This window comes from Leucobacter sp. GX0328 (assembly GCF_053567315.1).
This window is the reverse complement of sequence record NZ_JBSGPC010000001.1, coordinates 1049327-1073879: the sequence shown is the minus strand read 5'-3', so window position 1 is coordinate 1073879 and position 24553 is coordinate 1049327. Positions and strand designations below refer to the sequence as shown.

Below are 24553 nucleotides of genomic sequence, written 5' to 3'. Positions count from 1 at the left end.
TAGGAATCGCCAATGACGCTTAGCTCCGTCACAGTCGAGTCGAGGACGACGGAGAGCGTGGCCGTGCGCTGCAGATCGGGATCGCTGCCCGGGTCCCACACCTAGTCTGCGTTCTCGCGCGATGGTCTACGACGAGGAGCACTGTTCCTGCATCCTGTGATTCCTTGTCGCTCTGCGCTTTGGACAGAGCCCCGGTGGTGGTGTAGCAACGAGTAGTGACGCTGGGGCGGGGTCCACCGGCGTTGGAGCGGAGCTAGTGACCGGTCAGGGACAGGCGCCAATCGGCCCCGACGCTCGTCCACGGGTAGTTCGCCGCGGTCGAGTTCTCAGGCGGCCATCCCGCGGTGTCCACCAATATACGCGGTGACGAGGATCCAGGGCGCACGTTGTCTATTGTCTGCCAGGCGAAGCGGCGATATGGCTCACCGGACGTCCCGTTGCTTCGATGGCGGAGTTGATACGGCGGTGCATGTACGCGGCCGCGCTACGTTGGCCAGCAGCGAAGCAACCCTCGGAAGCTTGTGAACTTGCGGCAACGATCGAAGTCGAGGTCGTTTTCGCAGGTCCTCGGTCTGAATCGGCCTGACTTTCGTTCCCATTGGGGCCTTGTCCGGCGGTTGCTGGATTGGCTGATTCGAGGTCAGCGTAGTACGCGTCTTCGACTTCGAATGGGGTGCGCATGTCGAGTTCGCCGTGGAGGCGGGAGTTGTTCCACCACCACACCCATTCGAGCGTCGTGAGTTCGACCTGCTCGACCGTTCGCCAGGGGCCTTGCTGGCGGATCAGTTAGGTCTTGTAGAGATTGTTGGCTGCCTCGGCCATCGCGCCATCGAACGAGTCGCCAACGGTTCCCATGGAGGGGACAGCGCCGAGTTCGACGATCCGCTCCGTGCAGACCATCGCGGTGTAGTTCGACCCGCGATCCGCGTGATGGATGAGTCCGTCGAGTCGGCCGCCGGCGTTCCAGGCTGCCATGTCCAGCGCCTGCATCATCGGCAGGATCTCGGGCCGCAGCGTCGACGCGACGTTCCACCCGACGGTCCGCTTCGAGTGGACGTCGGTGACGAACGCGACATATGCGAACCCGGACCACGTCGCGACGTAGGTCACATCGCAGACCCAAAGTCGCCTGGGATCTGGCGCGGTGAAGCGGCGGTTCACGAGATCGGAGGGCAGTGCCGTCGTCTTGTCGGAGCGTGTGGTGAAGACCCGCTTCGATTTCTTCACACCGCGGACGCCCGCGAGGCGCATCAGGCGTTCGGTCTGGTCGCGGCCGGTCTCCCACCCTTGGCGTCGCATCAGTGCGTGCATCTTCCGTCGCCCGTAGACGCCGTACTTCTCCGCGTGCAGCCGCGCGGTCTCTGGCACAAGCAGGTCGTCGCGCAGCTGCCGGACGGATGGGGGCGCGACCCATCGCGGCGCGGTAGCCGCGGGAGGTAAGGAACCCCTGGACTGCCGGGCGTAGGACCCGGCAGACGAGCTCGACCCCGAAACAATCCCGGTGCTCGGTGATGAACCGGATCATCTCAGTCGGGCGCGGTCGAGCTCATTCGCGAAAAGCACGCTCGCAGCTTTGAGGATCACATTCGCCTTGCGAAACTCGGCGTTCTCCTTCTGCAGCCGCTTGATCTCCGCCGCCGCCTCCGTCGTCAACCCCGGCTTCACTCCAGCATCGACCTCAACCCGACGCTGCCAGAGTCGCAACGTCTCCGGGCTCATGCCCAGCAGCCCCGCCACGTGACGAAGCGCGCTCATCATGTTCGGTGCGACGGCCGCGTCTCCGCGAGCATCCGCAACGCACGTTCCCGCATCTCCGGCGAATACTTCCTGTTCATCGTGTTTCATCCTTGCTTGAAGAACAGAACGAAAGTCAGGCCGATTCACACATCTCGTCTGTCCTGCCGTGATCTTGGACCAGCAGCCCGGCCCTCACTTGGTCGTACTCACGGTTTCTCTGACTACATTTCCGCTCTGCAGACGAATGACTCGGTCTGCTGCGAATGCGGCCGTGTCGTCGTGAGTGACCGTGCAGACGGCCGCGCCTCGATCTGCCTCATCGCGCAGGATCTGCTGCAGTCGGTCAGCGCTTTCATGGTCGAGTCCCGCCGCGGCCTCGTCCAGTAAGAGAATGTCCGGGCGGCGCACGATGCCCTGTGCAAGGAAGATCCTCTGCCGTTGCCCTCCAGAAAGCTCCGAGAGTGGGCGTGTGGCAAGGTCAATCATTCCGACTCGGTGGAGAGCTTCGCCGACGGCGCGTCGTGTGGCTGTGCGCGACACGCGCTTGCCGCGTTTCCAGGTGCCAATGCGTACAACCTCCGCTGCGGTCACCGGTAGCGTCTCTGGCGCAGACGGACGTTGCACAACGAGTGCAAGATCCCCAAACTGGTGAACCTCACCGGAACGCGGTCTTCGCACGCCAGCAAGGACCTCAAGCAGAGTCGACTTCCCAGACCCGTTGTGCCCCGCCACGGCAACGATCTCGCCGAAACGCAGTTCAACGGAAACAGCGTGCAAGACATCCGTGTTGGTGTAGCCGTAACATACGTCGCGTGCAGAGATCGCTGAAGTTCGGTTCATGGCCCCACCGTAACATCTAATGAGAATGATTCTCATTCTCCTGTATGGTGATGTGTCATGCCTCCTTTGTTCGCCCCATTTGCTGTGGACTTCTTTACCCGCGCCCTCACCGGCGGGCTCCTGGTTGCGGTGATCTGTGGGGTGGTGGGGACGTGGGTGGTTATTCGCGGGATGGCATTCCTCGGGGAAGCGATCGGACACGGGATGCTTCCTGGGGTTGCCCTTGCCACCGTGACCGGTGCGCCGGTGCTGATCGGGGCGGCACTCAGCGCCGGGGTGATGAGCGCGGCCATAGGTTTGCTTCAGCGCCGTGGCCGGTTGTCCTACGACACCAGCATTGGTCTCCTTTTTGTCGCGATGCTCTCCGTAGGGGTGATCATCGTGTCGCACTCGCGGAGTTTTGCGACGGACGCCACGGCTCTTCTCTTCGGTGACATCCTCGCCATCGGCACCGACGACATCATCTTTCTGTTGGTGGGAGCCCTAGTAACAGTGTGCGTGACTGCTGCGTTTCATCGCGCATTCGTCGCGGCCGCCTTCGACACCCGAATCGCGCGTACCCTCGGGCTGCGTCCGCCGTTCGCGAACGTGGTACTGGTTGCACTCGTGACGCTCGCTGTCGTCGCGTCGTTCCAGGCGGTCGGCACGCTGCTAGTCGTGGGACTTCTCCTCGCCCCCGCGGTCGCGGCACGTGCATGGACCACACGCATCCCGGCAACAATGCTTTGTGCCATTGCTTTCGGAGCAGCCGCAGTGTTTCTGGGACTGTTGGCATCCTGGCACTTTGCAACCGCGGCAGGAGCATCTATCGGAGCCGCCGCGGTGCTCCTCGCCGCCTGCTCGGCACCCCTGCGCACGTTGCTCTCCCGCGCTGCCCGTCACCGAGTTCGCCATGAACACGTCTCACAGCTTCCCTTGGAAAGGACCCGATGACTTCCCGCTACCTCACGACGTTCACCGTTCTTTTAGCAGTTGGATGTCTCTCCGCCTGCACTCCCGCGCCGGCAGAGACCTCGACCGCCTCGCCTGAAAGTGGATCGGGCCACGGCGCGATCGCCGGGGCTGAAGAGATCGGTGAACCTCCACTCGGGCTCCTCTCTATCGATGAGCAGGGGAATGCTGCACTGCTTGATCTGCTCAGTGAGCAGACGTCCGAAATCGGTGGCGTTCCCGCACCCCAATCGCTTGCCAGTGATGGCCGCTATGGCTTCGTCACCACAGGGGAAGGGGTGGTCGTGATCGACTCGGGCCGGTGGAGTTGGGACCACGGCGACCATTTCCACTATTACCGTGCCGAACCCGCCTTGCTCGGAAAGCTGCCCGGTGCCGGTCCGGTAACTGTCACCTTTGGCGCGCTCTCCACAGCCGGCACCACGGGGGTGTTCTTCACAGGCTCAGGCGAGGCGGTGCTGCTCGATAATAAGTCTCTGACAGCCGGCAAGATCGAGGAACTCTTTCGTATTGAGACCGATGCTAGGTCGGGGCTGGTCGCTCCGGTTGGCGACGGCGCTCTCGTCACCGACGGCGACCAGTTGGTCTATCACGACCGTGACGGGCAGCCAGTGGGAGATTCCTTCGACTGCGTCGACGCCGCAGGGGCGATCACTACCCGGGCTGGGCTCGTGATCGGTTGCGATGACGGAGCAGTACTCGCGACGTGGAAGGGGTCAAAGGTCAGTGTTGAACGTATCCCATATCCGGTCGGAATCGTCGCTGAACGTGCGCGATCATTCGAGGGACGCAAGGGACGGCCGACCGTTGCGGCAGTGGCAGGGTCCACGGGGTTCTGGTTGCTCGACGCGCGTGAGCGCAGCTGGGTCTTCATTCCGACCCCACGCCCGCTGACGCGAGTATCGACCGTGGACGATACAGAGGGGCACGTGGTCGCGATCGATGCTGACGGCCGAGTCGTGGTCTATCTCGCCAAGACGGCCGTGATGGTCAGTTCGACGGATCCGCTGCTCGCCGACGGGGGCATGGGCTCGTCACTTGTTGTCGATGGCCAGCGCGCATACGTCAATGCGCCGGCAAAAGGCGTCGTCTACGAGATCGACTTTGCCGACGAAGCCCGCGTTGCCCGGTCTCTCATATCGCCGAGCAAGCCAGCGTTTTTCACGGAGGTAGGGCGATGAAGGTACTACGCGCACTCGCGTTGGCCGCTGCAACGACTATGCTCGGCGTCGGTCTGGTCGCATGTGCTGAAGCGAGGGAACCCGAGAGGCCCCAGATCGTTGTGACGACCAACATCCTCGGCGACGTCGTCGAGAATCTTGCTGGCGATGCGGCAGCGGTAACGACCCTGATGAAGCCGAATGCTGACCCGCACTCGTTCGAGGTATCTGCACAGGAGGCTGCGCTGATGGACAGCGCTGACCTGCTCGTAACCAACGGTTTGGGGCTCGAGGAGGGCTTACAGAAGCACATCGATCGCGCCACGTCTGCTGGCGTACCTGCCGTCGTCGCCGGTGACGTGATCACGACTCTGCCATATGCGTCCGGGGACGCTGAGGGCCCCGATGATCCGCATTTCTGGACCGACCCAGCGCGCATGGTGCAGGTCGTGAACGCGGCTGAAGCAGCGTTGGTCGAGGTGGATGGGATCGATACGACCCAAGTCCATGAGAACGCTGACGCGTATCGTGCGCAGCTTGCCGCCCTCGACACGGAGATGGTGGAGACGTTCGCGCAAATTCCTTCCGAGCGGCGCGCGTTAGTCACCAATCATCACGTATTTGGCTACCTCACTGAACGGTTCGATTTCCGAGTCATCGGCGCAGTGATACCGGGCGGCACCACTCTCGCCGCACCCAGCGCCGCGGATCTCCGAGACCTCACCAACGCGATCGACAAGGCCGGAGTTCGCACAATCTTTGCCGAGTCCTCACAGTCCGACCGACTGATCCAGGTCCTTGCGTCTGAGGCCGGCGTCCATGTGAATGTCGTCGAGTTGTATACCGAGTCCCTCACCGAACCTGGTGGGGGAGCAGATACCTATCTGTTGATGATGCGCACGAACACGCAGCGCATCGCCGACGGACTCACCCCCTGACAGGCCCCCGTTAGAGGGGTCGCCACGAAAGGAAGAATATGAAGCAACATAACAGGATGGGCGCTGCGGCCCTGGCGCTGGCGGGCGTCTCGCTGCTTGTCACCGCCTGCGCTGCAGGTGGAACCGCTCCGCCCGACGGCGAGCAATCCCCCGCTGCCTCGGAGACATCAGGCCGCGTGGCGGTCTCCTACCCCGGTGGGATCGCCGTACTCGATCCCCAAACCCTCGATGTCGTCGGTGAATTCAAGACCGAGGAGTTCACTCGTCTCAACGCCTTCGGTGATGGACGCACGATCGCTGTGACCACGTCCGAGGGCTTCCAGATGCTCGATACCTCTGCTCCCGCCCTCACCGACGCGATGTTCAAGGCCGAGACTGCCGGCCACGTGGTGATCCACGGCGAGAACACCGTACTGTTTGATGACGGCACGGGCACAACAACCATCGTCCCCACCGCGGGGTTCGCCGGCGGCTACGAAACCGTACCTAAGACAATGACGTACACCGCCGATGCTCCACACCACGGTGTTTCGATTGTCCTCGAGGACGGGTCGCTGCTCACCACTGTCGGTGACGAGACCTCGCGCACGGGAGCGAAGGCCTTGCACCCGCACGAGGATCGCTGGCTCGAGGAAGCCGTGAATGCCGACTGCCCAGGCATCCATGGGGAGGGCGCCGCAGCCAAGGAGACCGTGGTCTTCGGATGCGAGAACGGCGCGCTCCTGTTCAAGGACGGCTCCTTCACAAAACTCGCCGCCCCGGATGCGTACGGCCGGATGGGGAACGCTTTCGTCTCCGAAACCAGCCCCATCGTTGTCGGAGACTACAAGAACGACCCCGATGCGGAAGGCTACCTGCTGAACTCGGTCGCCCTCATCGACACTGACGCTGAGACCCTCGAGGTGCTCTCGCTGCCGGAAGAAGTGCGGTACACATTCCGTGACCTCGCGCGTGGACCCGGCGACCTCGCCTACATCTTGTCGACGGACGGGCAAGTCCACGTACTCGAGCCGAAGACCGGCAAGATCACGAACTCCTTCCCGGTCATTGAGCCGTGGGAAGGCCCAGCCGCATGGCAAGACGCGCACCCGGCGATCAAAGTGAACGGTAATATCGCGTACATCACCGAACCCGCAGCGAAGAGGGTGCACGCAGTGGATCTGACAACCGGAAAGGTCACAGCTTCAGCCGAGCTCGATCACACCCCGAACGAACTGGCCATCGCTGTCGGGTAGCTTCGTTAGTCGCTAACTCAACGGTAGCGGGCAGGACTCCAATGTGAGCTCTGCCCGCTAAGCAATCTTGACTGGAAGACGCGAACAGACTGAGCACTGCTCGTGCGGTACACGCAATTGACCCGAGGGAGTCGGTCAGGTCGGCGATACAGTCGCCTCATGCCGATTGACGCCAGGCTTCGCTTGGTAGCGTAGGACCTCCGGCCCGGATTCCGTGATGGCGATGGGGTGTTCGCTGTGTGCGGCCCGACCGCCGGTCCTGCTGCGTAGCGTCCACCCATCATAGGGGTGCGTGACGAGGTGAAATGCGTCAGCCATCACCCAGGGTTCGAGTGCGAGCAACAAGCCAGGACGCAGTCGGTATCCTCGACATGGGCGGCCAACATTCGAGACGTGCGGGTCCTGATGCATGGTGGGATCAATGCCATGCCCTCCGAATTCCGTATTGATGCTGAACCCAGCCCGGAGATCATCGCCGCATCACCCGATTCACGTCGTTCTCCGACAATGAAGCTGATGGCAGCGTCCGCGGCCATGCCTCCCTTCTTGATCGCAAGGTCAAGGGCGAGAAGGTCACCATCGGCAAGCCGATAGTCGAATGGCACCCGTGGAGGATCGCGTCGTTCAAGGGGCGCAGATATGATGCCCGAGCGGCCCGCGACCAAATGCTGGCGCATAGTCGACGGAGAAGGACGTGGCCTTGACGGCGTAAATCAGTCGCTCTGCTTCCCGATCGATCTCTAGAAGGCTGGAGCCAACTGAGCACTAAGCTCGCAACGCCGCGAGGATGTTCCCCACGAGCCGACCGGCGACCCTCGCTAGGTTCAGCTCGACACTGCTCAGGATCTCGATCCCACACGCCCCTCCGTTCGCGACACTAGTACCGGTATAACCGTACCGATATTGGAATATTTCCATGGTTCGTCTACCGCATTCACCCGAGCAGATCGAACGGGGGAGCGCCTGGGAAGGATACTGCGCCGAGAACGAGAGGGGCGGACCATGATCGACGTCGCTCTGTCGGCAGCTGTTTCTCCAGAGACCCTCCGCAAGATCGAGTCCGGTCGCGTTGCAGCACCGTCGTTCTCTACCGCTGCGGCGATCGCACGAGTGCTGGACCTATTCCCGTGACTCGGTCTGGAACGAGGTCGTCGAACCTCTTAGGCGCGTGCCAGACAGGCAGGAGCGATCAACGACGTTCCGTGAAGCCGTGGCACCTTGAGGGCCGCTATGTCTTTTGGGCCTCCGTGTCTCCGGACGCTCCGGGCAACGGAGCCCTTGGGACGTCTGGGGAGCGGTACTCTGCCATAGTGACTGTGTCTGAGTTGTCTTCGAGTACCCAGGACTACTTGAAGGCGGTGTGGTCGCTGGCGGAGTGGTCAGATGCCCCGGTGACGCCAAAGCTGATTGCCGACCGGGTCGGCTTGAAGCTCTCCTCGGTATCGGACGCGGTTCGGAAACTCACTGAGCAGGGGTTCATTGAGCACGCCCCGTATGGTGCGGTGACGCTAACGACAAAGGGGCGGGTATATGCGGTGGCAATGGTGCGGCGGCATCGTCTGATTGAGACGTTCCTCGTGGAGACGCTCGGATATCGATGGGATCAGGTGCACGATGAGGCCGAGATGCTTGAGCACGCTGTCTCCGATCTCATGATCGAACGTCTGGACGAGCTCCTTGGGCATCCCGCCCGTGATCCCCATGGTGACCCGATACCAACAGCGGACGGCGTCGTCGCACGCCCCGACGCAATCCTGTTGACTGAATTGGTGTCGGGGCAGCGGGCGCGGGTGGAGCGGATCTCTGACGAAGACCCACAGTTACTGCAGTTCTTCGCGGAGAACGGTATCCGCTTCGGTACGATGCTTGAGTCACATCCGGCTGCGCCCTATTCGGAAGCGGTCGAGGTCCTCGTTGAGGGGAGGAGTGAGCCGCTCCCGTTAGGGCGCGCTGCTTCTGATGCGGTCTGGGTGGAGCCGCTGATCTGAGCCAGGCCTTGACGCCCCAACTGTTGGTGCTGCAAGGATGCGGTGGGCTGAGTGGATTCCGATTGTGCGCGCCGTGTCGTTGCACATCAGTTCGATCACTTCAGTGGTGTCGTCGACTCGTTCAACTTGAACGATGCGACCGGGCACGAGACCGAACGAATGTAGGCGGTCGAGCAGTGCGGGTTCAGCGTCCGGGACGCGCAGAATCTCCAGCTCGGTACGGAGGGGCTGCTCGGTCAGCGGGCGAGCCCCTCGCGGAGACGATGCGCCCGTTCCGGGAATCAGGTTACCGTACGGGTCGGTGAGTGGCGAGCCTGACAGGAGATGCAGTCGGTTCGCGAGGCCGTCGTGGAGTACAGTCATGAGCGTGTCGGCTTCTCCCGCGATGTCCGGCCATGGGTAGTCGAGGACCCGGTAGAGGAAGGCGCGGGCGATCCGGTCGTTGCGTACTACTTTGATCGCGAGTTGCTCACCTTTGAGGGTGAGTTCGATCGGGCCGTACGGTTTGTGGTGGATGAGCCGTGCGACTGTGAGCGCGCGAACGGTCTGAGACACCGTAGCTGGGGCTTTCGAGAGCCGTTTGCTGAGGATGGTGATGCCAACGCGGGCCTGTTCTTCATGCTGCAGGATCCAGATCGTTTTGAGGTACGGGATGATCGTGACCTCTTGCGGAGTCGACATGCGCGTTCCTGCTTGTTCACGCCGATACGGCAGATTGGCGCCGACTCCGGATCTGACGTTGGCGCAGCTTCGTGACGATGAGCACTGCAGCAAAAACGAGACCGTAGAAGACTGACATGCCTGCGCTTGTCGCGGCGTTCAGCACATACGCGACCCAGAACCCGGCGAGCCCTCCGGCGACGGCGATGAGCGCGGTGAACGCGATCATCACCGGCAGACGGGTGGTGAGCAGGTACGCGGTCGCTGCCGGTATGACGACGAGTGCGATCACGAGGATCGCGCCGGCTGCGTTGAATGCGGCGGTGACGGTGACGGAGACGAGGAACATGAATGCGGTGTTCAGGAGCCGGGATCGGATGCCGAGGCTGGTCGCGAACTGAGGATCGAAGGTGGTAACTTTCAGCTTCGAGTAGAACAGTGCGAGGAATATGGCGTTGATGAGAAGTACGCCGAGCATCACATACAGATAGGCGGGTCCGACTCGTGTTCCTGCGATAATGAGCGGTTCCCAGGCCGCGATATTGAGATCTCCGGCGAGCACCATATGCGTGTCGAGGTGAATGTTCGCGAACTCGAGTGTGACCAGGATCACTCCGGCGCTGAACAGGGCGGGGAATATGAGGCCCTGCGGGGCGTCGCCGGTGAGCAATCCTGTGCGGGTGAGCCATTCGCTGCCGAGCACGACGGCAAGGCCAGCGAGGGCGGCGGCGGCGATCATGAAGGGAGAGTTGAAGTTGTGGGTGAAGAAGTAGCCGAAGATGATCCCCGGCAGGATCGAATGGCTAATCGCGTCGACCAGCATCGAGTTGCGTCGGAGCACCACGAATGCGCCGGGGAGCGCGCAGGCCAAGGCGGTGACCACCGCAAGGAGCATAGTGCCGAGAACGAAGCTCATGGGTGTCTTCCTTCTATGAGGAGTTCGCGTTTGAGGATTGTGCGTGCACGCGCGCGTGAGACGGCGCGGGTGAGGATGCTGCGCCGGGGCGAGAACAGCAGCGAGAGGAGGAAGATCGCGAACAGCGTGATCACGATGAGCGGGCCGGTTGGCACCTTGCCGAGCACGATCGATAGGTAGGCTCCGGTACCGCTGCCGACCGCGCCGAACACGGCGGACAGGGCGACCATGCCCGGTAGGGTGCGCGTCCACTGACGGGCCGCGGCCGGTGGGGTGACGACGAACGCGACCATGAGCACGAGGCCGACGGCCTTCACGCCGATCACGGTGGCGATCACGATCGTGGTGAACATGAGCGTGTCGATCGTGCGTGCCCGGAACCCGAGCACCGTGGAGTGATCCGGGTCGAAGGTGCGCAGCGCGAACTCCTTCCAGAACACCAGCATCAGGGCGAGGGCGAGGGCGCCCACGGTGATGCTCGTGGTGAGGTCGGCGATCGTGATCACGGAGGCATTCCCGAAGAGGTAGTCCTGGATGCCGCCCTTGCCCGGGAAGGCTCCGTTCGCGATGATCCGCATGAGCAGCATGCCGCTGCCGAAGAAGACCGTGAGCGACACGGCCATCGCGGTGTCGATGCGGATCTTTGAGACCCGGGTCACGCCGTTGGCGAAGAGCACCGCGAGGGTTCCGACGATGACCGCGCCGATGATCAGCGCGATCATGTTGCGGCCGTCCGCGCCCAGCACGACGACCGCGGTCAGGAACGCGAGGAGCGTGCCGGGCAGCGCGGCATGGGAGATCACGTCGCTGATGAGCGACTGCTTGCGCAGATAGGCGAAGGATCCGAGCGCGCCTGCGACGAGCCCGATGGTCATGGTGCCGAAGAGCACCATCCGGTAGGTGTGGTTCCCGAGGAACTCGATCAGAGTCACGACGCGAACTCCAGGAACGCATCATCACCTGCGGTGACTTCGTACGCGGTGCGGATGTTCTCGCGCGTGAACGATTCGTCGGCCGGTCCCGAAGCGACGACACGGCGGTTCAGCAGGGTGACATGGTCGCAGTAGTCGCGCACGGTGGCGAGGTCATGGTGCACGATCACCACCGTCTTGCCCTGCTCCCTGAGAGTGTGCAGCACGGAGACGATGGCCTGCTGACTCTTCGCATCGATGCCCTGGAACGGCTCGTCCATGAAGTACAGATCCGGGGCCTGCACCAGCGTGCGGGCGAGGAACACGCGCTGCCGCTGCCCTCCAGAGAGCTCCCCGATCTGACGGGACGCGAGATCCGGGATCCCGGTCTGCTCCAGGGCCGCGACCGCACGGGCTCGCTCGCGCTTTCCGGGGCGGCGGATCCAGCCGAGGGAGCCGTAGGTGCCCATTGTGACCACATCGAGCACGGTGGTCGGGAAGTCCCAGTCGACGCTGGTCGATTGCGGCATGTAGCCGACCCGTTTCCGCGTGCGTGCGAGGGGCTGCCCGAAGAACTCGGAAGTGCCGGTCAGCGGCTTCACGAGGCCCAGCATGGCCTTAATGAGCGTCGATTTCCCGGCTCCGTTCGGGCCGACGATCCCCATCACCACCCCCTGGGGCACCGTGAAGTCCACGCTTCGCAGCACCGGCTCGGCATGATAGGCGACCGAAAGGCTACGGGTGCGGCAGGCAGGGATTGCGCGTTCTTCGAGTAAATTCGTTCCAGTGCGGGATTCGTGTGTATCGCTCAGGTGTGTCACGTTCTACTCTCCAGTTGTCTTCAGTGCTTCCGCAACAGCACGGGCGTTGTGCGAGAACGCGCCGACATAGGTGTTTACAGGAGCCTCCGCACCCAAAGAGTCCGCAAACAGTTCCTCACTGGACACCTCGACCTGCCACCCGAGTGACCGGACGGCCTCTTTCAGGCTCGTGATGGCCTGGGGATTGGCCTGATTATCCTGGAAAATCACCGGCACCGCGTTGTCGGCAATGAGCTGTGCAAGCTCCGACAGCTCACCGGCGCTGAGCTTCGCCTCGGTCGAGACGAAGTCGGTGGCATACACCTCGAGGTTGAAGGTCTGTCCGAAGTAGTTGAATGCGTCGTGCCCGGTGATCAGGATGCGCGGCGCGATCTTCCCGTCGCCCAGCAATTCGTGGGCCTCCGCAACGGCCGCATCGATCTGGTTAAGGTAGGCGTTGGCGTTTGCTTGGTACTTGTCCGCGTTCTCAGGGTCGGTCTCCCCGAATTTGTCAGCGACGTATTCCACCACGAGCGACCATGCTTCGGGGCTGTTCCAGACGTGTGGATCATGCAGCGGGTTTCCCTGATCGTCGGTTTCGGGCCAGTCAAGGAGGAGGCTGTCCGGGAGTCGGTCACCGACGGCGAGCTGCCGGTCGCCGAGACTGGTGAGCATGTCCGTCATCTGTGCTTCGAGATGCAAACCGTTCCAAAACACCAGATCTGAGTTCTGGATTGTCTCGATGTCCTTCGTTGACGGCTGATATGTGTGCGGGTCCCCACCAGGGCCGACCATCGTCGTGACCTCGGCATCGGGCGCGATGTTCGCCACCGCGTCGGCGAGATATCCGGTGGTCGCGTACACCTTGAGCGGGTCGCCATCCCCGCGCGGCGCGGGGACACCGGGGTTCGCACAGGAGGTGAGACTGAGTGCGGCGATCGCCGTGAACGCGATTCCGTTGAGGAACTTCCGGGTGATCTTCAAAAGAGGCAGCCTTCCTGTATCAGTGGGTGTCGGGGAGAATGGAACCAGGGCGGAAGCCAGGATGCTCCTGGCCTGCCGAGGCCGCGTGCCTGGTGAGTGCCGTAGTGAGGGCCTCGTGAGCGTCCCAGATCTCACGCGGAATATCGGGCAGGCTCGCGAGGTGTGCCTGTCGATGCTGCACTTCCTCAATCCACCGCTTCGTGTCGATTTGTAGGAGCCGCTCGAGATCCTCAGCGGGAATGTCGAGGCCGGTGAGATCGAGCTCCTCCGCCGTAGGAATGACACCTACTGGAGTGGGCCGCCCGTGGACGTCCCCGTTCCGGTAGCGGAAGAGCCAGTTCAGGGCGCGGAGGTTCTCGCGGTAACCGGGCCAGAGGTAATGGCCGTCCTCGGGGTCGCGTTGGAACCAGTTGACGTGCGCGAATACCGGCAGCTCCCGCGCCTGCCGGAGAACACTCAACCAGTGCTGGGCATAGCGTCCCTCGGAGTAAGAGAAGAACGGCCGCATCGACATCGGGTCGTATCTGAGCTGACCGTCAACGCCTTCCGCTGCGAACGTCGCCTCCGCTCCCAGGGTGAGGCCGTCGTAGACGCCGACTGCCGGGTCGTCGATAGCGCGTATCAGGGGTTCGCGGTCGCGAGTGCGTCCCCCGAAGATGATCGCGTCGACCACAACACCCGCGGGGTCTGCTGCATCGGCGGCGAGATTCGGGACCTGAGGGAGCGGGATCGTGAACCGGCTATTCGGGTGCGCCCACGGAGCGTCCTGCTGGTCGGGGCCCCGGTCGGCGATCGAGGCCCCGGTCCAGTCGAGCCAGCCCTCGAGCTCCGCGGGCGGGTGCGGGGTGAGGCCCTCCCACCACACGTCGCCGGTCAGGTGATTGTAGGCGGTGTTGGTGAAGATCGTGCCGGACCCCTCCGCGATCGCGGCCATCGCGGTCGGGTTTGTGTGCTCGTTCGTATCTTTCGCGACTCCGAACGCGCCATTCTCGGGGTTGATCGCCCGCAAGCGGCCCTCGTCGTCGATCCACAACCAGGCGATATCGTCGCCGTAGAAGTCGACCCGGTACCTATCCCCGAGCGTGTCCGGCGGCAATGTCATCGCGAGGTTGGTCTTACCCGATGCGCTTGGGAACCCGCCGCAGACGTGAGTGGTGACACCGGTTTCGAGGTCACGGATGCCTAACAGGAGGAACTGTTCGGCGAGGAACTTGCCCGAGATGTAGCCGTCATAGGAGACCTGGCGGAGGCCATGAGCGATCTTCCCGAGGAGTGCGTTGCCGCCGTAGGCGGAGCCGTAATGGAGGATCGTGCGCTCGTCGGCGATGGTCGCGAACAGGCGCGCGTCCTCCGGCGTGCCGTGCATGAGCGTGTCGGGATCGCCGGTAACCTGCACGCCACGGACGAAGAAGTTCGGGTCAGTGAGCCCGTCGAAGTGTTCGAGGCCTACGCGGGCCATGCGGATCATCTGCAGCACGACCGTGCGATCGTCCGTCAGCTCCACGCCAGCTGCGTAGGCCGCAAGCGGGGTGCCGGGCGGTGCCATCAGGTAGGGGACGACGTACATCGTCTTCCCGCGAGATGCGCCGCGCATCCGCTCGACGATGAGCGGCTTCACCTCGTTTGTGGACTGCCAGTTGTTATAGCGGCCGCGGTCAGCGGGATCCGAGGTCGCGACAACCGTGCGCTCCTCGGAGCGGGCGGTGTCCTTCGGATGGGATCTCGCGTAGTAGCGGCCCTCACCTGCGGGCAGGAATTCACCGGAGGTGAGGGCTTCGCCGAGAAGCCGAGGGTCATCGATAGCCGAGACGAGCTCGATTCTGTCGGGCTCGGTAATTCCGGCCCACTCCTCCACGAATGCGCGGATGCTCTCGTTCTGAATCTCGACAGGAATCTGGATCCGCGTTGGATCGCTCATGGCACAACCTCACTCATTCTCAGTAGGCCGGTCTCGGCCCGCGTGGACTGGTGATGCGCCCTGCCCGCACTCCACCATGGTCAGCGCGTCTAACTCTAATGTTCGGCTACCCGTAGTTGCAAACATGGGCGTGTCGTAGTCCCGCACTCGAAGATCGTGCTAACACTAGATCTAGTGAGGCAAGGGCCAGCGCCTACTACATGTTGGGTTCTTGACTGAGATGGGAGTGATGCGCGCATGAGTGTGAAGCACCGATTTCCGGGGCATGCCGACCGGGAAGTTCGGGTGCTCGAAGGCCAGGAGTCACCCGACCTGTTGTTCTTCTCGAGCGTGTCGGAGAACACCAGGCGATTCGTTGAGCGACTTGATCGTGACGCGGCACGGATCCCGCTACGGCCCCGACTCGACGGCATGATCCGGGTAACCCGCCCGTTCGTGCTCGTCCTCCCGACGTACGGCGGGGGCGAGCAGTCGGGAGCGGTGCCGAAGCAGGTGATCCAGTTCCTGAACGACCCTGCCAATCGGGCCTTGATTCGCGGTGTCATCACCGCGGGGAACACGAACTTCGGCGAGCATTATTGCCTCGCCGGGCCCGTCATCTCCGCCAAGTGTCGGGTGCCCGAGTTGTATCGCTTCGAGCTCCTCGGCACTGACCGCGACGTCGCCCGTGTGAACGAGGGGCTCCCCGAGTTCTGGGCGCACCCGACCACCCTGCTGAACGAGAAGGAAATCGCATGACCATCACCGCACCACCCAACACCGACACCACCCCGGCTCCCCCGAAGCGTGCCAGGGTCGGCGAGCGCAAGGACTACCACGCCCTGAATGCGCAGCTGAACCTGTTCGCACTGGACGGGTCGATTCAGTTCGACAAGGATCGTGAGGCCGCAGACGCTTACCTCGCGCAGCAGGTCGCCCCGAACACCAGGCGGTTCGGTTCCGTGTGGGAACGACTGGAGTGGCTGATCGAGCGCGACTACTACGAAGAGGCGTACCTGCGCGCCTATGATGCGGATTTCGTGGCGTTGCTGCACGAGCGGGCTTCGTGCTTCGGGCACCGTTTCCAGACGTTCCTCGGCGCTTTCAAGTTCTTCACTTCCTACGCTTTGAAGACCTTCGACGGTGGCAGCTACCTGGAGGGCTTCGAGGAGCGTGTCGTCGCAACGGCACTTTTCCTCGGACAGGGCGATGCGGAGCTCGCCGCGCGCCTTGTCGACGAGATGCTGTCGGGTCGGTTCCAGCCGGCGACCCCGACGTTCCTGAACGCGGGCAAGGCGCAGCGCGGCGAGCTCGTGTCCTGCTTCCTGCTGCGTCTCGAGGACAACCTCGAATCGATCGGCCGCAGTGTGAACTCCGCCCTGCAGCTCTCCAAGCGCGGCGGCGGAGTGGCTCTGCTGCTCACGAACCTCCGCGAGACGGGCGCCCCGATCAAGCAGATCGAGAATCAGGCCTCCGGCGTGGTGCCGGTGATGAAGATCCTCGAAGACAGCTTCAGCTATGCGAACCAGCTCGGCGCCCGGCAGGGCGCGGGCGCGGCGTACCTGCACGCGCACCACCCCGACATCATGCGGTTCCTCGACACGAAGCGTGAGAACGCCGATGAGAAGATCCGCATCAAGACCCTCTCGCTCGGGGTCGTGATCCCGGACATCACCTTCGAGCTGGCGAAGCAGAACCGCGAGATGCACCTCTTCAGCCCCTACGACGTGCTGCGCGAGACCGGCATCCCGCTGTCGGATCATTCGGTGACCGACCGATACGAGGAATTCGTCGCGAACCCGCGCATCCGCAAGACCACGATCAGCGCCCGCGAGTTCTTCAAAACCCTCGCGGAACTGCAGTTTGAGTCCGGCTACCCGTATGTGCTGTTCGAGGACACCGTGAACCGTGCGAAACCGCTTCAGGGGTGGGTGAACATGTCGAACCTGTGCTCCGAGATCCTCCAGGTCAACACCCCCTCCACCTACGATGCGGCGATCGGCTACGCGGAAGTCGGACAGGATATCTCCTGCAACCTCGGCTCGCTGAACATTGCCGAGGCAATGGCTTCCCCCGATTTCGGGGCGACGGTGGAGACGGCGGTGCGGGCGCTCACGAGCGTGTCGGATCAGACCGATGTCGACGCGGTGCCCTCAATCGCAGCCGGAAACGCAGCGTCGCATGCGATCGGGCTCGGGCAGATGAACCTGCACGGCTATCTTGCCTCCCAGCGCATCCACTACGGCAGCGAGGAGGGTATCGACTTCACCGACGCCTACTTCCGTGCTGTCGCCTACCATGCGCTGCGCGCCTCGAACCGGCTCGCGCTAGAACACGGCGAAGCCTTCGCGGGATTCGATCAGAGCGACTACGCCGACGGCACCTATTTCGACCGCTACATCGCAGAGGAATGGCGGCCCGCCACCGAGCGCGTGCGCGAACTCTTCACAGCCGCCGGGATCGCGCTGCCGAGCGTCGCCGACTGGGAGGCACTACGGGCTTCAATCCGAGAGCACGGCATCTACAACGCCTACCTGCAGGCGGTGCCGCCGACCGGGTCGATCAGCTACGTCAACCATTCGACAGCATCGATCCACCCGATCGCGGCAAAGATCGAGATCCGCAAAGAAGGCAAGCTCGGCCGCGTCTACTACCCAGCCCCGCACATGACCGACGACAACCTTGAGTTCTTCGAGGACGCCTACGAAATCGGCCCCGAGAAGATCATCGACACCTACGCCGCCGCCACCCAGCACGTTGACCAAGGCCTCTCGCTGACGCTGTTTTTCAAGGACACCGCCACGACCAGAGACATCAACAAGGCGCAGATCTATGCCTGGCGCAAGGGCATCAAGACGCTCTACTACATCCGCTTGCGCCAGCCCGCCCTCGAGGGAACAGAGATCGAGGGCTGCGTCTCCTGCGCCCTCTGACCCCACCCGACCTCACTCAGAAAGACCAGCAACATGACCCACTCCCTCGCGTTCGACCGTTCGCTCACCGAGCTCTCCGTCACCCCGCCCGCCTACCGCCACGACCCCGCAGCACGCTTGCGCCCGATCAACTGGAACCGCGTCGGCGACGACAAAGACCTCGAGGTGTGGAACCGGCTCACCGCGAACTTCTGGCTCCCCGAGAAAGTGCCGCTCTCGAACGACATCCCCGCCTGGCAGAAGATGAGCCAGGAAGAGCGCACGCTCACGATGCGCGTCTTCACCGGCCTCACCATGCTCGACACCGTGCAGGCCACGGTCGGTGAGATCTGCCAGATCCAGGACGCCCGCACCGAGCATGAGGAAGCCGTCTACACGAACATCGCGTTCATGCAGTCCGTCCACGCCCGCTCCTACTCCTCCGTGTTCTCGACACTCACCTCGACCCCAGAGATCGACGACGCATACCGGTGGGCCGTCGGCAACGACCTGCTGCAGGAGCGCTGCAAGAAAGTGCTGCAGCACTACTTCGGCCCGGATCCGCTGAAGCGCAAGGTGTCGTCGACGCTCCTGTCATCGTTGCTGCTCTACGCCGGCTTCTATCTGCCGTTGCACTTCTCGGTGCACGCCACGCTCACGAACACGGCCGACATGATCCGGCTGATCCTGCGCGACAAGGCCGTGCACGGCTACTACTCCGGGTACAAATATCAGCGCGGCCTCCAAACGCATTCGCAGGCCGAGCAGCAGGAGATGCGCGACTTCACCTTCGCCCTGCTCGAAGAGTTGTACGAATTGGAACTGCAGTATTCGGGTGAACTATACGAACCGCTCGGGCTCATGGACGACGTCGCAGTGTTCGTGCGCTATAACGCGAACAAGGCGCTCATGAACCTCGGCTACCCAGCACGGTTCACACCCGAGGAGACAGAGGTAAACCCGGAGATCCTCGCCGCGCTTTCCCCGGGCAGCGATGAGAATCATGACTTCTTCAGCGGCTCGGGATCAAGCTACGTCATGGGAATGGGAGAGGACACCACGGATGCCGACTGGGATTTCTGAGCCTGCTTCTGAGCCGATGCCAGGCCCGGACGAGGGCGCCTGGCTTGAGACGATCGCACTGTTCGAGGCGATCCGAGAAGGCGACCAGCCCGCCGCGCTGAGGCTGCTCGGAACCAGCTCGAATCGTTACGCGGTGATCGGCGGGTTGCTGTCGATGCTCAGCATCTTCCTCCGCGCCGAAGACGCAACAGACCGGGCAAAACTCGACCGCTTCATCGAGGCCTCGCACCGTGCCGGAACCCCACCGGCATTCGGAGCGCGACCATTCCTGCCGCCCTTCGGCTCCTGAGCAGTCGCGACGCATCGACGATAAAGACCAACGGAAGAGAGCAACACCCATGACCAAGAAGATCAGTGTGATCATCGGGAGCCTGCGCCGCGGCTCCTTCGCCCGGAAGATCGCGGAGAACGTCCTGCCCATGTTCCCCGAGGTCTACGAGGCACGAATCGTGGAGATCCGCGATCTCCCCCTCTACGACTTCGACTACGACGACCCCAACGTCGCACACAAGCCAGTACCTCCCGAATACACCGCCTTTCGCGAGACGATCACGGCATCCGACGGCGTCCTCTTCCTCACGCCGGAGAACAACCGCACTATCCCGGCCTGTCTGAAGAACGCCATCGATGTTGGTTCCAAACCCAATGGCGACGTGGCGTGGAGAGGTCTACCGGTCGGGATCATCAGCCACTCCGTCGGACGCATGGGCGGCTACTCCTCGCAGAAGAACCTCCGCCTCGCGCTGTCCTACTTCGACATGCCGACAGTCGGGCAACCGGAAGTCTTCCTCTCTCAGTCGCCGGAACTCTTCAACGGCGGGGATGAGATCGTGCGCGAGCCGACGATCGATTTCCTGCAGAGCTACATCGACCAGCTCGTGCAGTTAGTCGACTCGCACGGTGCTCGACGGTAGATTCAAAGCGCTGGCCGACCCGACCAGGCGAAGAATAATCGAGCTCCTCGTCACCGGGCCACGCACGGTTCTCGACATCGCCGACGAGTTCAGCATCTCGAGACCCGCGATATCGCAGCACCTGAGAACTCTGACCCTGAGCGGCTTCCTAACTGTCGAACCCTACGGCATTCGCCGCCTGTACTACCTCAACCGGGAAGCGCTCCGAGCGCCCGCGGGCTGGCTGAAAATGCAAATGGAAAGATCCGAGCTAGAAGAGGAGACGTAAGTGAGGACGCCGCATATAGGCAGATTCCGTGCCTTACATTGTCTTGACCTGGAGCCGGGCGCTGTCAAGTCTTCCACGCAGCAAAAAGTGCTAACGAAAGTGCTAAGCAGCCTGCAGGTCGGGGTATCGCGATGGAGTTATCCACAGGTCACATGCCTTAGATCGTTGATTTTATGCGGCTGAACGCCCGATGTTGGTTCGCTGCGCGAGGGGGTCGAGGTCAGTTCAAGTCCCCCCTCGCGCACGAGAGAAAATGGGTGAGGCCCCTGCAGATGCAGGGGCCTCACCCATTTCGCGTTCGTGCGGTGTGAACCCGTGATCGATCGCGTGTCCGCGGCGGGATCCGGGGTCGATGTGATGGACTCTGAGAACCGGCCGAAACCGCAGAACGGGCGGTACGGATGCGTGAGGGGATGAGGATGTTCGGACTCCGGCGACCGGGCGGCAGACGCGAAGACGGGCGCTTCTGCGATGTCGGTGTTCCGGAATTGGCCGAGCCGGAGCATGTACGACTCCGCGTGCTCGACTACAACCAGTCGCTCGACGTCGAGATCCATGCGCCCGGCGGTGCGCCCTACCGCGGCACGACCCGTTCGGGGACCCGGCCGTTCAGCACGAGCGGCCTGGTGGTCGGCTTCTTCGCACCAGGAATCATCGACCGCGCGACTCCGGCACGGATCCTCTTGCTCGAGCCCCCGTGCGGCCCGGACCTGCCGCTGGTCGGCCCGGAGCAGCAGCAGGTCCGGGACGCGCGAGACCTCCGCACAGCGGCACTGCTGCACCGGTACCCCGTGCCGAGCACGGCAAAGCTGTTCGAACGCATGCAGCCCACGGCGTCTGCGACCCATCCGCTCTGGGATGCGCTCCGGTTCCGGATGGGCCTGATGACCACACCGGAAGCACGGGCCGTGCTCGAGCTGATCCGCGCGGACGGCAACGCGTGGGACGAGGCCAGGACCGCAGTGAACCCCGCCTGGCACCTTCTCGGCTCGGACTTCTTCACACCGCAAGCCGAGTGCCTCAGCCAGCTCGCGCGGGTCGCTCCCGGAGGGCGCGATATCGATGAGCAGCCGCTGATGACGATCGGCCTGGCGGTGCTGCTGCGCGAATTGCGGCCGGATGCCGTCGACCCGGAGCCCTTCGCCAGACTCGTGCAGCCCTTCATCGACGTGTGCGGCCAGATCGACGAGCGCCGAGTCGGCGGTCCGTAACCTTCCGTCGGTCATCACGGCGTGAGCGCGAGGCCCGGCCGAACGGGTGCCGACTGCCTCGTCGTGCGTTCAGCTCGGAGACTGCTCCGGGGCCTCGGGGTATTTCTCGAGGGCGTCGGGGTCGCGCGGCCCGTCGGGGTCGACTTCGAGCAGCACGTCGATCCCTGTCGAGTGACCGGTCTCGCCATCGTGGATCACCACCACGGTGCCGCCGAGCACGGGGGCGTCCTCGCGCGGCACGCACAGCTCGTCGGTCACCGACCGGGCTCCCGCGGAAGCGGGGACCGCAGCGGTCACGGCGAACACGGCATCGCCATCCTCGCAGGTTCGCCTCCAGTCGAGCGCCGCGACCTGCGCAATGGTGCGGGTGCCGTGATGTCGGAGGTGCTCGCGCCGCAGGTGCCGCGCGTACCGACGATGCAGAGACCGGGCGAATGCGCGCAGAGCGAGCAGGCCCGACATGAGCAGCAGCACGCCGAGGGCGGTGATGCCCAGCGCGATCAGCGGCTGCATGAATCCCGGGCCCGCCACCAGCAGGCCGAGCCCGCTGCCCAGGAGCCCCGCGATGGCGCCGGCGGCAGTGGGCGCCCCGCCTCGCTCCGACCACGGCTCGGAGGTGTCGAGGAAGAGCGCGACCCCGATGCCGAGGAAAACCGCCCCCAGGATCACCGTCACCGTCACGGCCTCGGGCACCGCCGGCCAGCGGGCGTCGAAGAGGTGCGTCAGCACGGGGTCGGGGTGCAGCGGGCAGACGCGGCCTCCGCCGGGCGAGTCGGAGTAGCACTGCGGGTCCATCACGGGCAGCCCCGCCGCCGCGAACATGAACGCCGCGATCGCCCACAGCGAGAAGACGGCGACGACCCGACGCAGCAGGTGCGCCCAGCCGTCGTCGGGCGTCGGAAGGGTGCTCATTCGGCCTCCCAGGAGTACTCGACGCTCATCACGATCACCGTCACCTCGTGGTCGGCGTCGCTGAAGACGAGGCGAATATCGGGCGGGAAGGCATCGGTCTGGATGCGTTCGGCGTACCCGCGGCCGCTGAAGTCCCAAGTGAGCGTCTGCTCGCCCGCCACGGGGCGCGTGTCCGGTGCGACGGTGAGCGTCTCCTCGGTCAGCGGGTTCACGACGTGCAGCCGTGCCTCCAGCACCGATTCGGGCTCGCCCTCGAGCGTGACCCGAGCCTCGACATGCGCCTGATCGGCGGGGTCGCCGCCGATCTCCGTGATGGTGTCGATCTCGTCGACGACGATGCTCGTGCCGGCGAGTTCGAAGCGCTCATCGCGCTGACAGGTGAGGGGCTGCGAGCTCGTGTCGCAATCGGTCACCCGATCAGGGATCACGCCGCATCCAGTGACGCCGAGGAGCGCCGCGAGCACGAGGGGCGCGGTGGACGCGCGGCGGCGAACGTCTGTGCTCATGATTCTCCTCGCATCGATCCCGGTCGACCCGGATCGGGCCCGTATGGCTGGTCGTCCACCATACGGGAAGCGTGCGGGCGCGCTGCCAGGGGTGCCCGAGCCGGATCGCCCGGCCAGGGGAGGGTCTCGTGCTCGCGGGTCTCGGTCGCCATCGCTCTTCCGCTATCCCATCCACGCCGGCCAGGCGACGAGCCCGCGGTCGCCGATCGTGACCCGCCTGAGGCCGTCTTCCGTCGCAATGACCAGCACGCTCTTGCGGTTCTCGCCGCGCATCAGCAGCACGACCTTCCCCGAGGGGGCGACGAGCACCTGCTGCAGGCTCGTCACGTCCGCGAGCTCGGCGACCACCCGGTCGTCGACGATGACCCGCACCGTGCCGTAGTACTCGACCCGGAAGCCGTCGCCGGCGGGCTCGCCGGTCGCCGGATCGAGCACCGTGTCGAATCGCTCGCTGGTGATGCCGACCATCCCGTCGATCTCGGTGAGGTCGACGCCGTTCGGGCTGTCGCCGTACAGGTCGGTGCCCTCCCCGACGAGTTCGCCGATGTTCGCGAGCGTGCCTTGACCCGACTCGATGCTGCAGTCGCCCGTGGAGGTGCCGGGACCGCAGTCCAGGTCGCCCCAAGACGGATCGAAGCCGAACGCGCCTCGCTCGGTGGTGACGACGACCGTGCGGTCGGTGCCTCCCTCGACTGGGCGGTCAAACGAGGTCACCGCGACGGGGTAGCGCTCCCACACATCCGAATCGAGTTTCCTATCCCACAGGAGCGTGCCGTCGGTGAGCGAGATCGCCGCGGTCCGGGCCTGATAGACGGGCAGACCGTCGAGCTTGTACGGCACGAAGATGATCTCGCGGTTCGAGTCGTCGCCCGCGTCGGTGTCGTAATCCACGCCGATGCCGATACCGCTCGACGCCTGGGTGCTGGTGATCGTGGACCACCAGGTGAACCGGCCGACTCCGATGACGGCGAGCCCCACCAGCACGGGCACCACGGTGTATGCGATGAGTATCCGCGTCTCCTTCTGCTCGTATCGGGGCGTCGCCCCGTTCGAATCACCCTCGGACGCCACTGGATCGGATTCGGCGAAGCGGTAGGCCGTATCGGGGCCGAAGAACGGAGATCCCGGGGCGGGCTCGGGGAACCGGCCCTCGTTGCTGTCCCAGCCCCAGAGGCTGCTGACGCCCTTCCGCCACACGTCGTCGTGCTTCTCCGTCAGAAACACGACAGTCCTCGCGTACTGCGGATCCCGATAGGCGTACACCTCGACCGTGCTGCCCACCGGAAGCAGTTCGACGCTCTGCTCCGCGATCTCGTCGGCCAGCGTGGCCGTCTGCAATTCGCCGTCGGCTGTTCGGTACTCGACTGTGGTGCTGCGGTTGTCGGAGTGATCGCCCCAGAGGCGGTGCTCGACGACGATACCGGTCCGCGGTGTCCGGTCGAGCGGAGGCAACATGCGGCGTCGGTGGATGACCATGCCCCGCATGAGGTAGGCGAAGGCGCCGAGACAGGGGAGCACGATCCACACCCACCAGGTCGCCGTGAAGAACGATTTCACCGGGCCGCCGATGAACGCGATGACCACGACGATGATCAGGATCACCACGATGGTGCCGATGCCCCAGGCTGCGGGCGATGGTTTCGAGCTCATGATGCGAACCTCCATTCGGAGCCCTCGCCGAGGAATGGCGAATCGAGCCCGAACACCCGAAGGAATGCTCGAGCCAACGG

At 63.9% G+C, this 24553-nt stretch carries 22 protein-coding genes and 3 pseudogenes; 13 read left to right on the top strand and 12 right to left on the bottom strand.

Annotation, left to right across the window (positions count from 1 at the left end):
* Window positions 1-645 precede the first annotated feature (645 nt).
* Window positions 646-1835, bottom strand: a pseudogene (locus ACUYTF_RS04905) (IS3 family transposase); the annotation flags it as partial.
* A 331-nt stretch (window positions 1836-2166) separates the two neighbouring features.
* Window positions 2167-2577 (bottom strand): annotated as a pseudogene (locus ACUYTF_RS04900) (ATP-binding cassette domain-containing protein); the annotation flags it as partial.
* Window positions 2578-2634: 57 nt separating this feature from the next.
* Between ACUYTF_RS04900 and aztB the strand changes: the two are divergent.
* From aztB to aztD, 4 genes are read left to right on the top strand one after another with little or no spacing between them, the layout of a single operon-like run.
* Entirely contained in the window at window positions 2635-3510 is an 876-nt protein-coding gene (gene aztB, locus ACUYTF_RS04895) for a zinc ABC transporter permease AztB (protein ID WP_434142791.1), read from the top strand.
* A complete protein-coding gene (locus tag ACUYTF_RS04890) occupies window positions 3507-4709 on the top strand; it encodes an ABC transporter (protein WP_434142792.1) in 1203 nt (400 codons plus the stop codon). The genes aztB and ACUYTF_RS04890 overlap by 4 nt, the downstream gene beginning before the upstream one ends.
* The gene (aztC, locus tag ACUYTF_RS04885; protein WP_434142793.1) at window positions 4706-5626 is read left to right on the top strand and encodes a zinc ABC transporter substrate-binding protein AztC; all 921 of its coding nucleotides are present in this window, start codon (window positions 4706-4708) and stop codon (window positions 5624-5626) included. The genes ACUYTF_RS04890 and aztC overlap by 4 nt, the downstream gene beginning before the upstream one ends.
* Before the next feature lie 38 nt (window positions 5627-5664).
* Window positions 5665-6861, top strand: a complete 1197-nt coding sequence (gene aztD / locus ACUYTF_RS04880) for a zinc metallochaperone AztD (protein WP_434142794.1) — start codon at window positions 5665-5667, stop codon at window positions 6859-6861.
* A 135-nt stretch (window positions 6862-6996) separates the two neighbouring features.
* Here the strand turns inward: aztD and ACUYTF_RS04875 are convergent.
* A pseudogene (locus ACUYTF_RS04875) lies at window positions 6997-7779 on the bottom strand (M24 family metallopeptidase).
* 84 nt (window positions 7780-7863) lie between these two features.
* Here ACUYTF_RS04875 and ACUYTF_RS04870 point away from each other — a divergent pair.
* Both ACUYTF_RS04870 and ACUYTF_RS04865 read left to right on the top strand, forming a co-directional pair.
* Window positions 7864-7992 (top strand): helix-turn-helix domain-containing protein, encoded by a 129-nt coding sequence (locus ACUYTF_RS04870; protein ID WP_434142795.1) that lies wholly within the window; start codon window positions 7864-7866, stop codon window positions 7990-7992.
* A gap of 179 nt (window positions 7993-8171) precedes the next feature.
* Window positions 8172-8849 carry an iron dependent repressor, metal binding and dimerization domain protein gene (locus tag ACUYTF_RS04865; protein ID WP_434142796.1) on the top strand — a complete coding sequence of 226 codons (678 nt, stop codon included), beginning with the start codon at window positions 8172-8174 and terminating at the stop codon, window positions 8847-8849.
* Here the strand turns inward: ACUYTF_RS04865 and ACUYTF_RS04860 are convergent.
* The 6 genes from ACUYTF_RS04860 to ACUYTF_RS04835 are packed head-to-tail and all read right to left on the bottom strand — an operon-like array spanning window position 8802 to window position 15038.
* Window positions 8802-9530, bottom strand: a complete 729-nt coding sequence (locus ACUYTF_RS04860) for an iron dependent repressor, metal binding and dimerization domain protein (protein ID WP_434142798.1) — start codon at window positions 9528-9530, stop codon at window positions 8802-8804. The two genes, ACUYTF_RS04865 and ACUYTF_RS04860, sit on opposite strands and share 48 nt — an antisense overlap.
* A gap of 16 nt (window positions 9531-9546) precedes the next feature.
* The gene (locus tag ACUYTF_RS04855) at window positions 9547-10425 is read right to left on the bottom strand and encodes a metal ABC transporter permease (protein ID WP_449279381.1); all 879 of its coding nucleotides are present in this window, start codon (window positions 10423-10425) and stop codon (window positions 9547-9549) included.
* Complete coding sequence (locus tag ACUYTF_RS04850; RefSeq protein WP_434142801.1) at window positions 10422-11357, bottom strand: metal ABC transporter permease; 936 nt, start codon at window positions 11355-11357, stop codon at window positions 10422-10424. Before ACUYTF_RS04850 ends, ACUYTF_RS04855 begins: the two co-directional genes overlap by 4 nt.
* Entirely contained in the window at window positions 11354-12157 is an 804-nt protein-coding gene (locus ACUYTF_RS04845; protein WP_434142803.1) for an ATP-binding cassette domain-containing protein, read from the bottom strand. Before ACUYTF_RS04845 ends, ACUYTF_RS04850 begins: the two co-directional genes overlap by 4 nt.
* A 3-nt stretch (window positions 12158-12160) precedes the next feature.
* Entirely contained in the window at window positions 12161-13120 is a 960-nt protein-coding gene (locus ACUYTF_RS04840; protein WP_434142804.1) for a metal ABC transporter solute-binding protein, Zn/Mn family, read from the bottom strand.
* Between the two features lie 19 nt (window positions 13121-13139).
* A complete protein-coding gene (locus tag ACUYTF_RS04835; protein WP_449279380.1) occupies window positions 13140-15038 on the bottom strand; it encodes a phosphoenolpyruvate carboxykinase (GTP) in 1899 nt (632 codons plus the stop codon).
* Window positions 15039-15275: 237 nt separating this feature from the next.
* On the opposite strand from ACUYTF_RS04835, the gene nrdI reads away from it, so the two are divergent.
* The 7 genes from nrdI to ACUYTF_RS04800 all read left to right on the top strand — a co-directional run bounded on the left by nrdI (window position 15276) and on the right by ACUYTF_RS04800 (window position 21405).
* A complete protein-coding gene (gene nrdI, locus ACUYTF_RS04830) occupies window positions 15276-15776 on the top strand; it encodes a class Ib ribonucleoside-diphosphate reductase assembly flavoprotein NrdI (RefSeq protein ID WP_434142807.1) in 501 nt (166 codons plus the stop codon).
* Complete coding sequence (nrdE, locus tag ACUYTF_RS04825; protein WP_449279379.1) at window positions 15773-17950, top strand: class 1b ribonucleoside-diphosphate reductase subunit alpha; 2178 nt, start codon at window positions 15773-15775, stop codon at window positions 17948-17950. The genes nrdI and nrdE overlap by 4 nt, the downstream gene beginning before the upstream one ends.
* Window positions 17951-17983: 33 nt before the next feature.
* Complete coding sequence (nrdF, locus tag ACUYTF_RS04820; RefSeq protein WP_434142810.1) at window positions 17984-19012, top strand: class 1b ribonucleoside-diphosphate reductase subunit beta; 1029 nt, start codon at window positions 17984-17986, stop codon at window positions 19010-19012.
* Window positions 18993-19301, top strand: coding sequence for a hypothetical protein (locus tag ACUYTF_RS04815; protein ID WP_449279378.1), 309 nt, complete (start codon window positions 18993-18995; stop codon window positions 19299-19301). Before nrdF ends, ACUYTF_RS04815 begins: the two co-directional genes overlap by 20 nt.
* 49 nt (window positions 19302-19350) lie before the next feature.
* Window positions 19351-19926: an NAD(P)H-dependent oxidoreductase gene (locus ACUYTF_RS04810; RefSeq protein ID WP_434142812.1), complete on the top strand. Its 576-nt coding sequence runs from the start codon at window positions 19351-19353 to the stop codon at window positions 19924-19926.
* Window positions 19913-20194 (top strand): metalloregulator ArsR/SmtB family transcription factor, encoded by a 282-nt coding sequence (locus tag ACUYTF_RS04805; RefSeq protein WP_434142813.1) that lies wholly within the window; start codon window positions 19913-19915, stop codon window positions 20192-20194. The genes ACUYTF_RS04810 and ACUYTF_RS04805 overlap by 14 nt, the downstream gene beginning before the upstream one ends.
* Before the next feature lie 419 nt (window positions 20195-20613).
* Window positions 20614-21405, top strand: coding sequence for a hypothetical protein (locus tag ACUYTF_RS04800; protein WP_434142814.1), 792 nt, complete (start codon window positions 20614-20616; stop codon window positions 21403-21405).
* Window positions 21406-21474: 69 nt separating this feature from the next.
* Here ACUYTF_RS04800 and ACUYTF_RS04795 read toward each other — a convergent pair whose 3' ends face one another.
* From ACUYTF_RS04795 to ACUYTF_RS04785, 3 genes are all read right to left on the bottom strand, one after another.
* Window positions 21475-22317 carry a hypothetical protein gene (locus ACUYTF_RS04795; RefSeq protein ID WP_434142815.1) on the bottom strand — a complete coding sequence of 281 codons (843 nt, stop codon included), beginning with the start codon at window positions 22315-22317 and terminating at the stop codon, window positions 21475-21477.
* Window positions 22314-22823: a hypothetical protein gene (locus ACUYTF_RS04790; RefSeq protein WP_434142816.1), complete on the bottom strand. Its 510-nt coding sequence runs from the start codon at window positions 22821-22823 to the stop codon at window positions 22314-22316. The genes ACUYTF_RS04795 and ACUYTF_RS04790 overlap by 4 nt, the downstream gene beginning before the upstream one ends.
* A 162-nt stretch (window positions 22824-22985) precedes the next feature.
* A complete protein-coding gene (locus ACUYTF_RS04785) occupies window positions 22986-24473 on the bottom strand; it encodes a hypothetical protein (RefSeq protein WP_434142817.1) in 1488 nt (495 codons plus the stop codon).
* Between the last annotated feature and the right edge of the window lie 80 nt (window positions 24474-24553).